The following is a 14,269-nucleotide window of genomic DNA, read 5'->3' as shown; positions in this document are numbered from 1 at the left end:
GCTCAGTGAGATAGGAAAATTTATCCGCATGCCCGGAACTATCATTTCTCTACAAAATAACGCCCAAAAGGGCGCCTTTCAAAGGGTAGAAAAATGCTTCCTCATGGAGACAAGTTGGACACGGCCGCGGCCGTGGTGGCGCAGCCTGCGCGGGCCCTGGCGGACCCGGATTACCGGCTCGACGACAATCTGCGGCGCGCCGCCGGGCGGGTGTTTTTGACCGGCACGCAGGCGCTGGTGCGGCTGCTGGTGATGCAGAAGCAGTTGGACGCGGCGAACGGCGTGAACAGCGCCGGCTTCGTCAGCGGCTACCGCGGCTCGCCGCTGGGCGCCGTCGACCAGGAGATGTGGCGCGCCAAGGACTTGCTGCAGCAACACGGCGTCGAATTCCTGCCTGCCATCAACGAGGATTTGGGCGCGACCGCCGTGCTCGGCTCGCAGCAGGTCGAAAGCGACGCCACGCGCAAGGTCGACGGCGTCTTCGCCATGTGGTACGGCAAGGGGCCGGGCGTCGACCGCTCCGGCGACGCCCTCAAGCACGGCAACGCCTACGGCTCCTCGAAACACGGCGGCGTGCTGGTGGTGCTGGGCGACGACCACGGCTGCGTTTCCTCGTCGATGCCGCACCAGAGCGAGCAGGCGCTGGTCGCCTGGAGCATGCCGGTGCTGAATCCGGCGAACATCGAGGAGTATCTGGAGTTCGGCCTGTACGGCTGGGCGCTGTCGCGCTTTTCCGGCAACTGGGTGGGTTTCAAGGCCATTTCCGAAACCGTCGAGGGCGGCGCCGTGGTCGAGCTGCCGCCGCTGCCGCAGTACCGCGTGCCCGGCGATTACGTGTTTCCGGCCGACGGCCTCGATTACCGCTGGCCCGACCTGCCCAGCCTGAAGATCGAGCAGCGCGTGGCGGAAAAGCTCAACGCCGTGCGGGCCTTCGCGCGCGCCAATTCGATCGACCGTCTGGTCGCGCCGGCGCCGGGCGCGACGCTGGGCATCGTCAGCGCCGGCAAGGCTTATCTGGATTTGCTGGAAGCCTTGCAGCGCATGGGGCTCGACGTCGGGCGCCTGAACCAGCTCGGCATCCGCCTCTACAAGCCGGGCCTGACCTGGCCGCTGGAGCCGCAGCGCCTGGCCGAGTTCGCCGCCGGGCTGCGGGAAATCCTCGTCGTCGAGGAGAAGGACCCGCTCATCGAGCAGCAACTGAAAAACCAGTTCTACAATCTGCCGCAGGAACGGCGCCCGCAGGTGCTGGGCAAGACCGACCTGCAGAACCAGCCGCTGCTGGCGGCCATCGGCGAGCTGCGGCCGTCGCGCATCGCGCCGGTGCTGATACGCTGGCTGGCGCCGCACCTGCCGGCGCTGGACTTGCAGCGCTATCTGCCGGCCTTCTGCGCGGCCGAGCTGCGCGCCGACCCGGCCGGGGCCGTGCGCACGCCGTACTTCTGCTCCGGCTGCCCGCACAACACCTCCACCCGCGTGCCCGAGGGCAGCACGGCGCTGGCCGGCATCGGCTGCCACTTCATGGCCACCTGGATGGAGCGCGACACCAACAATCTGACGCAGATGGGCGGCGAGGGCGTGACCTGGGTCGCGGCCTCGCGCTTCGTCGGCCGGAAGCACGTGTTCCAGAACCTCGGCGACGGCACCTATTTCCACTCCGGTTTCCTGGCCGTGCGCCAGGCGATCGCCGCGCGCACCAACATCACCTACAAAATCCTCTACAACGACGCCGTGGCGATGACGGGCGGGCAGCCGGTCGACGGCACGCTGTCGGTGCCGCAGATCGTCCGGCAGGTGCTGGCAGAGGGCGCGCGCAAGGTCGTCGTCGTCACCGACGAGACGGGCAACTATGACGGCGTGGCGCTGCCGGCCGGCGTCACGCTGCACCACCGCGGCGAGCTCGATCTGGTGCAGCGCCAGTTGCGCGACATCGAGGGCGTCACCGTGCTGGTGTACGACCAGACCTGCGCGGCCGAGAAGCGGCGCCGCCGCAAGAAGAACACGGCGACCCACACGGCTTTCCCCGATCCGGCGCGGCGCATGCTGATCAACCCGGAAGTGTGCGAGGGGTGCGGCGACTGCGGCGTGCAGTCGAACTGCCTGTCGATCCTGCCGCTGGAAACGCCGCTGGGGCGCAAGCGGCAGATCGAGCAGGCCTCGTGCAACAAGGATTATTCCTGCGCCGAGGGTTTCTGCCCCAGCTTCGTCTCGGTGCTGGGCGGGCAACTGAAGAAGCCGGCCGCCGCGAAGCTGGAGCTGGCCGCGCTGGAGCGCGCCGTCGCCGCCTGCGCGGTGCCGCCGCCGCACATCTTCGCCAAGCCGTTTGAAATCCTCGTCGCCGGCGTCGGCGGCACCGGCGTCGTCACCCTGGGCGCGCTGGTGACGATGGCCGCGCACCTGGAAGGCAAGGGCGCCTCGACGCTGGACTTCATGGGCTTCGCGCAAAAGGGCGGCGCCGTGATGTCGCACCTGCGCATCGCCGCCTCGCCGGCGGCGCTGAACCAGGTGCGCATCGACCTGCGCCAGGCCGACGCCATCCTTGCCTGCGATCTGGTGGTCGGCTCGATGCCGGACGCGCTCGCGGTAATGCGCCACGGGCATACCCGGGTCGTCGCCAACGAGCGTGAAATCCCCACCGCCGCGTTCACCCGCAACCCGGACGCCAGCAACGACATGGGGCGGCTGTTCGAGCAGTTGCGCCGCGTCGTCGGCGCCGACAGGGTGCACGCGCTCGACGCCCAGGACACGGCCACGCGCCTGCTGGGCGAGCCGATCGCCGCCAACATGCTGATGCTCGGTTACGCCTGGCAACTGGGTCTGGTGCCGGTCGGCCTGGCCGCGCTGCTGCGCGCGATTGAGTTGAACGACGTCGCCGTCGAGATGAACAAGAAGGCGTTCGCGCTGGGGCGCCTGGCCGCCGCCGACGGCGCCGCGCTGGAAGGGCTGGCGCCGGAGCGCGCGAAGGTGGTGCAGTTCACCGCGCCGGCCTCGCTGGAGCAGACGCTGGCCTTGCGCGCGGCGCGCCTGGAGCTGTACCAGGACCGGCGCTACGCGCGGCGCTATCTGGAGGCGGTGGCGCGCGTCGCCGACAAGGAGCGCGCCCTCGACGGCGTGCAGTCGAAGACGCCGCTGGCGAAGGCCGTGGCCCGCTATCTGTTCAAGGTGATGGCCTACAAGGACGAGTACGAGGTGGCGCGCCTGCACGCGGCGGCCGCGTTCCGCGAGCAGATCGACGCCGCGTTCGGCGGCGACTTCAAGCTGGAGTTCCATCTGGCGCCGCCGCTATTGGCGCGCAAGAAGCCCGGTTCCGAGGTGCCGCGCAAGATCCGCGTCGGCGCGTGGATCTTGCCGCTGTTCCGCGCGCTGGCGCCGTTGAAGGTGCTGCGCGGTACGCCGCTCGACATCTTCGGCTACAGCGCCGAGCGGCGCCGCGAGCGGGCTTGGCGCGACGGCTATTTCGACCTGGTCGATGAGATCTGCGCCACGCTCGACGGCGAGAACCGGGCGACGCTGCTGAAGCTGGCGCAACTGCCCGAGCAGGTGCGCGGTTATGGCCACGTCAAGCTGAAAAGCCTGGACCTGGCCGACGCGCAGGCGCTGCGGCTGCGCCAGCAGATGGCGCAGCGGGAGGCCAGGCCGCAAGGGCGGGCCGCCTGAGCGAACCGGCCACTGCGCGCATGGGGCCGGCGCGCAGCCGCCGGCTTTCCTTACCTGGTCCGCCGCGGCGGTCCGCCGAGCAAGTTGGACATGTCCAGCGCCTTGGCGTTGGCGCTCAACTTGCCGTCCTTGTATTCGATGGTGGAATACAGTTCGCCGTCGTCGAGGCGGACGTAGCCGTCGCCGATGGCCTTGTCGATGGCCTTGTCGGCCGCCTTGCGCCCCAGCGACAGCCTTTCCGCTTCGCTGCCCGCGCGCGTGAAGATGACGGCGACGTTGCGCACCAGCGAGATCGGCATGCGCAGCTCGAAGCGCGCCACCAGTTTGCCCAGCATGCGCGAGAACGAGTCCAGGTCATCTTCCGTGGCGTTGGCAAGGCCGATGTGGCCCTTGAGCGCGGCCGTGTCGCCGCGGAAGCTGCCGCTCAGGTCGTCGATGGCCAGCGCGGCGCCGTTCAGCAGCGCGCGCTTGCCCAGTTGTTCGAACTGCTGCAGCGTCGCGCCGCTGTGCGCGTTGTTCAGCGCCGCCGCCACGCTGCCGTTGAGCGACTGCGACAATTCCTTCACCACCTTGGCGTCAATATTGGTCAGGCGCAGCGACAGGTTCAGGCGCTCGATTTTTTCCTTGTTCACTTCGAGGGTCGCCGCCGACAAGCGGTAGCTCAGGTCGGCGACCTTGCCGCGCGAGCCCAGGCCGGTGCTGAAGCGCACATCCTCCATGCGGAAGGCTTTGCTGTTCTTGCTGGGCGCGCGCGGCTTCGCCGGCGCCGTCAGCGGCGTTTCGTCGAAGGCGATGACGCCGATGCGGCCCTGGGTGGCGCCGAACCAGACGCCGTCGGCGTTGCGCTCGTGCTGGCTGTTGAAGCGGATGTCGCTGTAGCGCACGCTGCTGTAGCGGTCGCCGGCGGCGAAGCCGGCCCACCGGCCGTCGGTGGCCAGGGTGTTGCCGGCCTTGTTGAGCGCCAGCTTGACTGCCAGTTCGCTCCATTCGACCTCGACGCGGCCGCGCTCGCTAAAGCGCAGCGGCTGCAGCGTCATCAGGTAGCCGACCTGCCCCTTGGGCGCCGGCGCCGGCTTCACGCGCAGCGGCTGGGCGTTGCCGAATACCTTGGTCAATTTCTCCGCCGTGTCGGCCGAGTAGCGCAGCGGCAGCGTGCCGAGCGCCTGCGCCAGGTTGGGGCGGGGGCCGAAGGCGGCCGAGGTTTCGCTGTACGCGGACAGGATCGCGTCCGTCAGTTCCGACTGCGATGCGGCGTGGCTGGGGGCCGCCAGCAGGGCGGTGGCGAGGGTGAGGCCGACAAATGGTGTTTTCAAAGGGATTGCCTGGGTGAGGGCCGCAAGCGCGGCCGGTGGAAGCGGGGAACTACGCTGAATTATCTATACGGCAAAGTTGCACGGGATGAATTTTACGCGAAAACCGCAAGTTAGCGCTCGCTCAGCCGTGCGCGCCCCCGCGCGCCCCGCGGTCTAGTTCGTCCAGTCTAGGCGCGGCCGCGCCGCTGCTAGCTCCTTCGGCGGAGGCGGGCTATTTATATTGATTTTCGGAAATGATCCTTTGACCAATAGTGCAATCCGGTGGCCGGGAATAAGCTTTGCCTGCCTAACAACCCCCGCTTTTTCATGCCGATTGGAGAACTACAGATGGATGCATTGCCCGAAAAGAAAAACGCCGACGCTGTGCCACAGCGCCCAACCCGTCGCAACTTCCTCGGCAAGAGCGCCTTGTTGGGACTGACGGGGGCCGGCCTGACGCTGGGCCTGGCCGGTTGCAAGGACGACGGCGCCGCCAAGGGTGCGGCCGCGTCCGCTTCCGCCAAGGCGGCCGGTGCGCCGCAGGCGGCCGGCCACGAGGTGGCGCCCGGCCAGCTCGACGAGTACTACCACTTCACCAGCGGCGGCCATTCCGGCGAGGCGCGCATTCTCGGCCTGCCGTCCGGCCGCACGCTGCGCCGCATCCCCGTCTTCAATATCGACCCGATGGTCGGCTGGGGTCTGACGAATGAATCGAAGGCCATCATCGGCACCAAGCCCGACGGCAGCCTGAAGTACACCACCGGCGACACCCACCACATCCACGGCAGCTACAAGGACGGCACCTACGATGGCCGCTGGCTGTTCGTCAACGACAAGATCCACGCCCGCCTGGCGCGCATCCGCATGGACACGATGGAATGCGACAAGATCGTCGAAATTCCCAACATCCAGGGTTTCCACGGCATTTTCCCCGACAAGTGCGACCCCGTCGACGCCAAGGTCAACTACACGACGCGGGTGTTCTGCGGCGCCGAGTTCCACATTCCGCTGCCTAACGACGGCCGCGACTTGAACGACCCGAGCAAATGGGGCTGCCTGTTCAGCTGCGTCGACGCGGCGACGATGGAAGTGCGCTGGCAGTGCCGCGTCGACGGCAATATGGACTTGATCGCCACCTCCTACGACGGCAAGCTGGCGGCCTCGAACCAGTACAACACGGAAAACGCCTTCGACCTGGCCGGCATGATGGCCTCCGAGCGCGACGCCTGCGTGTTCTTCAACGTCGGCCGCATCGAGCAGATGATCAAGGACGGCAAGTTCACCACCATCGGCAGCTCGAAGGTGCCGGTCGTCGACGGCCGCAAAGCCGCCAACGCCGACCCGAAAACGGCGCTGACCTGCTATGTGCCGGTCAGCAAGAATCCGCACGGCGTCAACGCCTCGCCGGACGGCAAGTACTTCGTCTGCTCCGGCAAGCTGTCGCCGACGGCCACCGTGATCGACTTGTCGCTGGTGCATAAATGGTTCGCCGGCGAACTCAAGGACGAGCGCGCCAGCGTCGTCGCCGAGCCGGAAATCGGCCTGGGACCTTTGCACACCGGCTTCGACGGCAAGGGCAATGCCTACACCTCGCTGTTCCTCGACAGCCAGATCGTCAAATGGAACGTCGACAAGGCCATCGCCCAGTTCAAGGGCGACAAGGCGGCCAAGGTGGTGCTGGACCGCCTCGACGTCCACTACCAGCCGGGCCACACGTATTGCTCGATGGGCGAGACGAAGGAAGCGGACGGCAAGTACTTCAACTCGGGCAACAAGTTCTCGAAGGACCGCTTCCTGCCGGTCGGCCCGCTGCACCCGGAAACGGAGCAGTTGATCGTCATCAGCGGCGAGAAGATGGTGATGATCGCCGACCACACGGCGTATCCGGAGCCGCATGACGGCATCATCGTGCGCCGCGACATCGTCAAGACGCGCCAGATCTACAACATGGACGACTTCCCGAACGCCGTCAAGACGCCGGCCGATTCGCGCGTCGAGCGCAAGGGCAACAAGGTGTCGATCTTCCTGATGTCGCAGGCGCCGTCGTACAGCATGCCGGTCATCAAGGTCAAGAAGGGCGACGAGGTGACGCTGACGCTGACCAACCACGACAAGGTGGAAGACTTGACCCACGGTTGCGCGATTCCGACCTATAACGTGAACTTCATCGTCAATCCGCAGGAAACCAAATCGGTCACCTTCAAGGCCGACCGTGCCGGCGCCTTCTGGATCTATTGCACGCACTTCTGCCACGCCTTGCATCTGGAGATGCGCAGCCGCTTGCTCGTCGAAGCGTAATTTCGCCGTACCCGGGACGGGGCGCCTGGCGCCCCGTCCCGCTTGCGCGCGGCGTTGCGGCGTCGCGCGCCACCCGAATTGTCGCCACCATGATTTCTATCGTTGACCGTTTCCGCCTGCCGCGCCGCCTATGCGCGGCGCTGGCGCTGCTGTGCGCCGCCTTGTCGGCGCCGCCGGCGCTGGCCACCATTTACGACGCCGAGTTGTCGGCCCAATTGCTGCACGGCGAAGACCTGTGCGCCGTCGCGCCCTGCCGCGACGTGCTGCCGGCCGCCCAGCAGTTTTCCAAGCGCAAGGGCGCGCCCAGCTATGTCGACGGCTATGTCGTCGAGGGCGGCAAGACGCGCCTGGTCGGCTATGTGTTCCTGTCGACGGACGTCGTCGACATCCCCGCCTATTCCGGCAAGCCGGTGGTCACCCTGATCGGCATGGACACGCACGGCGTCATCAGCGGCGTGCGCGTGTTGAAGCACTCCGAACCGATTCTGCTGGCCGGCATACCCGAGTCGGCCCTGTTGAAGTTCATCCAGCAGTACGTCGGCAAGGCGGCCGACGCCAAGCTGGTGATCGGCCGCGGCCAGGAGGAGGAGGGCGCCATCGGCCTGGACGCGATCAGCGGCGCCACCGTCACGGCCATCGCCGAGAACCAGGTCATTTCCCGCAGCGCCTATGAGATCGGCCGCCAGGTCGGCATCATCAAGAGCACGCCGCGGCCGCCGGCCCGCTTCAGCCCCGTCCGGGAAACGCTGGACTGGGCCGCCATGCTCAAGGAAGGCAGCGTGCAGCGCCTGCTGATTCCCGCCGCCGCCGCCGGCGCGGCCGATACCTCGCGGCCGTATATGGATTTGTATTTCGGCTACCTGAACACGCCGGCGCTGGGCCTGAGCCTGCTGGGCGAGCACGGTTACCGGCGCCTGATGGACGAGTTGCAACCGGACGAGCACGCGATCTTCATCGTCGCCAACGGCCAGGAATCGTTCAAGGGCTCCGGCTTCGTGCGCGGCGGCATCTACGACCGCGTGCAGGTGCGCCAGGACCCGGTGACGTTCACCTTCCGCGACACGGATTACCAGAACCTCTACCATTTGCAGCCGGCCGACGTGCCCGGCTTCAAGGAGTCGGCGATTTTCATCGTCCGCTCCGCCAATTTCAATCCGGCCTGGCCGTGGCAGTTGACGGTGCTGGCCAACAAGGCCGACCGCCAGAGCGGCACCCGCACCTTCGTCCATTTCGACCAGGAGTTCTGGCTGCCGGCCCGCTATCTGGAGGGCGGCCGGCCGCAGGTGCAGCGCCACGAGGCGCCGTGGAAGGCCATCTGGGCCAACCAGAAGCCGCAGATCGCGCTGTTCGTCGCCGTGCTCGGCTTCGCCGCGTTCTGGTACGCCCGCCGCGACGCCCTGGTGCGCCGCTCGACGCGCAAGAGCAAGCCGTGGATCAGCGTGCCGCGCCATCTGCTGTGGCTGGCCAGCGTCGGCTTCCTCGGTTTCTACCTGAAGGCCCAGCCCAGCATCACCCAGGTGATGACCTGGTTCCACTCGCTGATCAACCAGTGGAAGTGGGAGCTGTTCCTGTCCGACCCCTTCATCTTCCTGTTCTGGTGGTTCATCATCATCACCGTGCTGGTGTGGGGACGCGGCGTGTTCTGCGGCTGGTTGTGCCCGTTCGGCTCGCTGCAGCAACTGGCGCTGAGCGCCGGCAAGTGGCTGGGCCTGAAGCGCTTCCAGAAGCTGTTGCCGAAGGCCGTGCACGACAAGCTGCGCTGGCTCAAGTACGTCATCTTCCTGGTCTTGCTGGGCGTGTCCTTCTACTCGATGGAGGCGGCCGAGACGCTGGCCGAGATCGAGCCGTTCAAGACCACCTTCCTGGTCGGCGTGTGGAACCGCACGTGGCCGTTCTGGTTGTTCATCGGCGGTATCCTCGGCTGGTCCTTCTTCAGCGAGCGGCCGTATTGCAAGTATATTTGCCCGCTGGGCGCCGGCCTGGCCATCCCCGGCAAGTTCCGCCTGTTCGGCCTGAAGCGCAAGGCCGAGTGCCAGACTTGCCACGCTTGCGCCTCCGGCTGCGGCTCGCACGCGATCGACGCGGCCGGCAAGATCGACCAGATGGAATGCATGGCCTGCCTCGACTGCATGGTGCTGTATTACGACGACCACGCCTGCCCGCCGCTGGTGAAGGAGCGCAAGACGCGCGAGAAGGCCGGCCTGCCGCTGACGGACATCGACGCCGGCGGCTATTTCATTTCGCTCGACAGCGTGCGCCGCACGCTGTCCGAGAAGAACGCGCAACTGGCCCCCCGGCCGGCGCCGCAGGAGTAAGGCCATGGGTCCAGCCCTATCCCCGCGCCGTTGCGGCGCCGCCCTGGCCGCCTGGCTGTGCCTGGCGGGCGCGGCGCCGGCCGCCGTCCTGCTGGTCAAGCCGGGCGAGTCGATCGGCGCGGCGATCCAGGCGGCCCAGGCCGGCGACACGGTGCGCGTGGCGCGCGGCGTCTACAGCGGCAGGCTGGTGATCGACAAGCCGCTGACGCTGGAGGGCGTGGGCCGGCCGACGCTGACGGGGCAGGGCGAGGGCGACGTGATCCGCGTGCGCGCCGCCGACGTCAGCGTCAGCGGCTTCACGATACGCGACAGCGGCAGCGACCTGGGCGCGCAGAACGCCGGCGTGTATTTCGAGCCGGGCGCCGACCGCGCGCTGGTGCGCGACTGCGCGCTGGTCTACAACCTGTTCGGCGTCTGGCTGGAGGGGCTCAAGGACGGCCGCGTCATCGGCAACCACATCACCGGCAAGCGCGATTTGCAGTCGGCCGCGCGCGGCAACGGCATCCAGGTGTTCAACACCAGCGGCGCGCAGATCCTCGACAACGACATCAGTTTCGCGCGCGACGGCATTTACGTCGACGTGTCGAAGCACGCCCTGTTCCGCGGCAACAAGATCCACCACCTGCGCTATGGCACCCACTATATGAACACCGACCATAGCGTGTGGGAAAACAACGAATCCTTCCTGAACCGCGGCGGCCTGGCGCTGATGGAGGTGCGCAATCTGACGGTGCGCAACAACCAGGCCTGGGGCAATAGCGACCACGGCATCATGCTGCGGACCATCCAGGATTCCGTCATCGAGAACAATGTCGTGGCCGGCAACGGCCGCGGCTTCTTCATCTACGACGCCGAGTACAACGTGGTGCGGCGCAACCTGGTCATCAACAACCGCGTCGGCGTGCACCTGACGGCCGGCTCCGGCAACAACCAGGTCGACGGCAACGATTTCGTCGGCAACCGCGAGCAGATCAAGTATGTGGCCGCGCGCGACGTCGAGTGGGGCCGCAGCGAGGGCAATTACTGGAGCAATTACGGCGGCTGGGACCAGGACGGCGACGGCCGCGGCGACGTCGCCTACGAGGCCAACGACGTCGTCGACCGCCTGCACTGGCAGTACCCGCTGATCAAGCTGCTGTTGTCCAGCCCCTCGGTGCAGAGCCTGCGCTTCGTCGCGCGCCAGTTCCCGCTGCTGCGCGCGCCCAGCATCGTCGACAAGCACCCGCGCATGCGGCCCATTTACACGGATTGGAAACGCTGGAATGACAAACGCAGCAATGACAAATAGGCCCGCCGCGGTCGAGGTGGCCGACGTCGGCAAGTGGTATGGCGAGGTGCACGCCCTCGACGGCGTCAGCCTGGCCGTCGCGCCGGGCGAGATGTTCGGCTTGATCGGCCCGAACGGGGCCGGCAAGAGCACCCTGTTCAAGCTGATGCTGGGATTGATCGCGCCCAGCAGCGGCGCCGTGCGCGTGCACGGCGTGCCGATCGCCGGCGGCGACTTCCGCCAGGTGCGGCGGCGCATCGGCTATTTGCCGGAGAGCTTCGTCACCTACGACAACTTGAGCGGCCTGGAGGTGCTGTACCTGTTCGCCGACCTGAAGCGGGTGCCGCGCGCCGATTGCGCGGCGCTGCTGGAACGCGTCGGCCTGGGAGCGGCGGCCGGGCGGCGCGTGCGCGGCTATTCGAAGGGCATGCGCCAGCGCCTCGGCTTCGCCCAGGCGCTGCTGGGCCGGCCCGACCTGATCTTCCTCGACGAGCCGACCAACGGCCTGGACCCGCAGGGCATCCACGATTTTTACCAGGTGCTGCGCCAGTTGCAGGCGGACGGCACGACGATCATCATCACCTCGCACATCCTGGCCGAGATCCAGGAGCGCGTCGACCGCCTGCTGATCCTGCAGGGCGGCCGCGTCGCCGCCCACGGCACGCTGGCGCAGTTGCGCGCCCAGCAGGTGATGCCGTCGACGATAGAGCTGACGCTGCCGGCGGGCCAGGAGGGCGCGTTGCGCACGGCGCTGGCGGGGCTGGACGGCTTGCGCATCCACGTGGCCGGCGACACGGCGCGCGTCAGTTGCGCCCAGCCGCAGAAGCTCGACGTGCTGCGGCGCCTGCTGGCGCAGGATTGCGGGGCGCGCGACGTGCTGGTGCACGAGCCGTCGCTGGAAGATTTATTTTTGGGTTATGGAGGACGCCATGTTCAGGCGCATTGAGTGGGCCCAGGTCGGCGTCATCGCCGCCAAGGAGTGGCGCGAGCGCATCCGCAACTGGTGGGTACTGGCGGTGGCGCTGATCTTCGCCCTGTTCGCGCTGGCGATCGCCTATTTCGGCGGCGCCCAGCAGGGTTCCGTCGGCTTCCAGGGCATCGAGGTGACGGTCGCCAGCCTGGTCAGCCTGGTCATCTATCTGGTGCCGCTGATCGCCGTCATCCTCGGCTACGACGCCATCGTCGGCGAGCGCGAGCGCGGCTCGCTGGAGCTGCTGCTGTCGATGCCGATCACCCGCTTCGAGATTTTGCTCGGCAAATTCCTCGGCCTGTCGGCGGCGCTGGCCGGCGCCACGGCGATCGGCTTCGGCGCCGGCCTGCTGCCGCTGGCCGGCAGCATCGGCAGCGCCGAGCTGTACCACTACATCGGCTTCGTCGGCTCGGCCGTGTTGATGGGCATGGCCTTCCTCAGCCTGTCGATGTGCCTGTCCGTGGTGGCGCGCGACCGCATGCGCGCCAGCGGCATGGCCATCGCGCTGTGGTTCTTCTTCGTGCTGATTTTCGATTTGCTGCTGATGGGCTTGCTGGTGCTGAGCAAGGGCGCGCTGAGCAGCGGCCTGTTCGCCGGCCTGCTGATGCTGAACCCGGCCGACGTGTTCCGCCTGCTGAACATGTTCAATTCGCAGCAGGTGCAAGCCATGTACGGCCTGGCCACCGTGATGCCCGAGGGCTTGACCAACCCGGCGGTTTTGCTGGGCATCATGCTGGCCTGGGTCGTCGCCCCCTTCTTATTCGCTAACTGGAGATTCAAGTGATATCGCCCCGCAAACAAGCCCGCCGTTTCCCCCTGCGCCGCAGCGTCGGCCTGCTCCTGCTGGCGCTGCTGGCCGCCTGCAACCAGACCGGCCAGCGCGCCCAGGCCGAGGAGCCGGGCGCCAACACCGCCTGCGTGCTCGACGGCATGCTGCTGAAGGACTTCGCCGGACCGAAGGCGCAGATCCACTACGCCGAAGGCAAGCCGGACTTTTTCTGCGACCTGATGGAGCTGTTCACGGCGCTGCGCGCGCCCGAGCAGCAGCGTCCGGCCAGCGCCGTCTACGTGCAGGACATGGGCAAGACGGATTGGGCGCATCCGAGCGGCCACTGGATAGACGCGAAGAGCGCCGTGTATGTCGCCGGCAGCGCCAAACTGGGCTCGATGGGGCCGACCTTCGGCTCGTTTTCCAGCATGCAGGACGCCGAAGCCTTCGTGAAGAAGGAGGGCGGCAAGATTTTGCGCTTCGAGCAGGTCAGCGCCGAGATGGCCTCGCTTAGCGGCGGCGTCGACCATGACACGACGATGTCGCGCTGAGGTGTTTATGGACAATCGCAACGACCAGGAAGCGCTGGTGCCCGAGCTCGACGACGACGCCCTGCAAGCCATGTACGCGCGCACCAGCTACCTGCTGCGCGAGTCGCGCAAGACCTTGCTCAAGCGCCACGACGTGGCGGCCGAGGCCGAGCTGCTCGAACGCATCCGCCTGGGGCAGGCGGACGCCGAGTCGGCGTACGGCGACTATCTGAGCGCGCTGATTCTGGAGCAGATGCGCGCGCAGATCCGCGCCGAGCTGGGCGCGCTGCTGCATGGCGGCGCCGCGCTGGAGGCGGCCGGCGTCAGCCTGCATTTGCACTTGAAGGAGCAGCTGGAACAGCATTACGCGGCGCGCATGGCGGAGCCGGCGCGGCTGGCGCAGGACGCCTTGCTGCTGGCCTTCGACACGGGCTTGCTGATGGAAGTGCGCTATGCCAGCGCGGACGAATATGCGCTGGCGTGGAGCTGGGGCGACGCCGAGCTGCGCATCGACACGGCGCCCGCCGGAGCGGGGCGGCCGACGCCGGCGCACCGGCTGCGCGACGCCGACGGCGTGCAGCGCGTCGACACACTGACCTCGCCCGGCAGCGATTGCTGGGCGAATTTTTCCGGCTTGCTGGAGGTGTTGCTGCGCGATCCCTTGCTGGGCGGCACGGCGGCTTGACCGCCGTGCCGCGCGTTGCGGGGGCCGGCAGCGGCTATGATTTTTTACAATTACAGATAGGGATATACACATGAAAGCATCAACATTGTCAGTCATTCTGATGGCCGCGGCGCTCGCCGCCTGCGGCAACAAGGCGCCGGCGGAGAGCGCCGCCAGCGCCCCCGCCGCCGCGCCTGCTGCCGCCCCGGCCGCGGCCCCCGCCGCGGCCCCCGCCGCCGCCGCGCCGGCCGCCGCCGACCTCGCCAAGGGCGAGGCCGTCTACAGCGCCAACTGTCTGTCCTGCCACGGCGCCGGCGTGCTGGGCGCGCCGAAGTTCGCCGACGCGGCCGCCTGGCAGCCGCGCATCGCCAAGGGCATGGAGACGCTGTACGGCAGCGCCCTGAACGGCTTCAAGATGATGCCTCCGCGCGGCGGCAACGCCGTGCTGAAGGACGATGAAATGAAGGCGGCCGTCGACTACATGGTCAGCAAGGCGCATTAATTTACCGG

Annotated in this window: 10 protein-coding genes; 9 read left to right on the top strand and 1 reads right to left on the bottom strand. The window is 67.5% G+C overall.

Going from position 1 to position 14,269, the window contains the following annotated elements:
* Window positions 1-93: 93 nt before the first annotated feature.
* Complete coding sequence (locus OIK44_RS16470; RefSeq protein WP_273672204.1) at window positions 94-3,654, top strand: indolepyruvate ferredoxin oxidoreductase family protein; 3,561 nt, start codon at window positions 94-96, stop codon at window positions 3,652-3,654.
* A 50-nt stretch (window positions 3,655-3,704) separates the two neighbouring features.
* Here OIK44_RS16470 and OIK44_RS16465 read toward each other — a convergent pair whose 3' ends face one another.
* The gene (locus tag OIK44_RS16465) at window positions 3,705-4,967 is read right to left on the bottom strand and encodes a DUF945 family protein (RefSeq protein WP_273672202.1); all 1,263 of its coding nucleotides are present in this window, start codon (window positions 4,965-4,967) and stop codon (window positions 3,705-3,707) included.
* A gap of 327 nt (window positions 4,968-5,294) precedes the next feature.
* Between OIK44_RS16465 and nosZ the strand changes: the two genes are divergently transcribed.
* The 8 genes from nosZ (at window position 5,295) to OIK44_RS16425 (ending at window position 14,261) form a co-directional block, all read left to right on the top strand.
* The gene (nosZ, locus tag OIK44_RS16460; RefSeq protein ID WP_273672200.1) at window positions 5,295-7,244 is read left to right on the top strand and encodes a TAT-dependent nitrous-oxide reductase; all 1,950 of its coding nucleotides are present in this window, start codon (window positions 5,295-5,297) and stop codon (window positions 7,242-7,244) included.
* Between the two features lie 89 nt (window positions 7,245-7,333).
* On the top strand, window positions 7,334-9,559 hold the full coding sequence (locus OIK44_RS16455) for a 4Fe-4S binding protein (RefSeq protein WP_273672198.1): 2,226 nt from the start codon (window positions 7,334-7,336) through the stop codon (window positions 9,557-9,559).
* Between the two features lie 4 nt (window positions 9,560-9,563).
* Window positions 9,564-10,847, top strand: a complete 1,284-nt coding sequence (locus OIK44_RS16450; RefSeq protein ID WP_273672196.1) for a nitrous oxide reductase family maturation protein NosD — start codon at window positions 9,564-9,566, stop codon at window positions 10,845-10,847.
* On the top strand, window positions 10,822-11,772 hold the full coding sequence (locus tag OIK44_RS16445) for an ABC transporter ATP-binding protein (RefSeq protein WP_273672194.1): 951 nt from the start codon (window positions 10,822-10,824) through the stop codon (window positions 11,770-11,772). The genes OIK44_RS16450 and OIK44_RS16445 overlap by 26 nt, the downstream gene beginning before the upstream one ends.
* Window positions 11,756-12,580 carry an ABC transporter permease gene (locus OIK44_RS16440; protein ID WP_273672192.1) on the top strand — a complete coding sequence of 275 codons (825 nt, stop codon included), beginning with the start codon at window positions 11,756-11,758 and terminating at the stop codon, window positions 12,578-12,580. The genes OIK44_RS16445 and OIK44_RS16440 overlap by 17 nt, the downstream gene beginning before the upstream one ends.
* Window positions 12,577-13,116, top strand: a complete 540-nt coding sequence (locus OIK44_RS16435) for a nitrous oxide reductase accessory protein NosL (protein WP_273672190.1) — start codon at window positions 12,577-12,579, stop codon at window positions 13,114-13,116. Before OIK44_RS16440 ends, OIK44_RS16435 begins: the two co-directional genes overlap by 4 nt.
* Before the next feature lie 7 nt (window positions 13,117-13,123).
* Window positions 13,124-13,780 (top strand): hypothetical protein, encoded by a 657-nt coding sequence (locus tag OIK44_RS16430; RefSeq protein ID WP_273672188.1) that lies wholly within the window; start codon window positions 13,124-13,126, stop codon window positions 13,778-13,780.
* A gap of 70 nt (window positions 13,781-13,850) precedes the next feature.
* Window positions 13,851-14,261: a c-type cytochrome gene (locus OIK44_RS16425; RefSeq protein WP_273672186.1), complete on the top strand. Its 411-nt coding sequence runs from the start codon at window positions 13,851-13,853 to the stop codon at window positions 14,259-14,261.
* Window positions 14,262-14,269 lie beyond the last annotated feature (8 nt).

The organism is Janthinobacterium fluminis, from assembly GCF_028595325.1.
GTDB classification, from domain to species: Bacteria; Pseudomonadota; Gammaproteobacteria; order Burkholderiales; family Burkholderiaceae_D; genus Janthinobacterium; species Janthinobacterium fluminis.
This window is presented reverse-complemented; position numbering and strand designations above follow the sequence as displayed.

Bases quoted from the DNA above. Each gene is read 5' to 3' on its own strand.
- OIK44_RS16470 (WP_273672204.1), top strand. From the start codon at position 94: ATGCTTCCTCATGGAGACAAGTTGGACACGGCCGCGGCCGTGGTGGCG.
- OIK44_RS16450 (WP_273672196.1), top strand. From the start codon at position 9,564: ATGGGTCCAGCCCTATCCCCGCGCCGTTGCGGCGCCGCCCTGGCCGCC.
- OIK44_RS16445 (WP_273672194.1), top strand. From the start codon at position 10,822: ATGACAAACGCAGCAATGACAAATAGGCCCGCCGCGGTCGAGGTGGCC.
- OIK44_RS16425 (WP_273672186.1), top strand. From the start codon at position 13,851: ATGAAAGCATCAACATTGTCAGTCATTCTGATGGCCGCGGCGCTCGCC.
- OIK44_RS16440 (WP_273672192.1), top strand. From the start codon at position 11,756: ATGTTCAGGCGCATTGAGTGGGCCCAGGTCGGCGTCATCGCCGCCAAG.
- nosZ (WP_273672200.1), top strand. From the start codon at position 5,295: ATGGATGCATTGCCCGAAAAGAAAAACGCCGACGCTGTGCCACAGCGC.
- OIK44_RS16430 (WP_273672188.1), top strand. From the start codon at position 13,124: ATGGACAATCGCAACGACCAGGAAGCGCTGGTGCCCGAGCTCGACGAC.
- OIK44_RS16455 (WP_273672198.1), top strand. From the start codon at position 7,334: ATGATTTCTATCGTTGACCGTTTCCGCCTGCCGCGCCGCCTATGCGCG.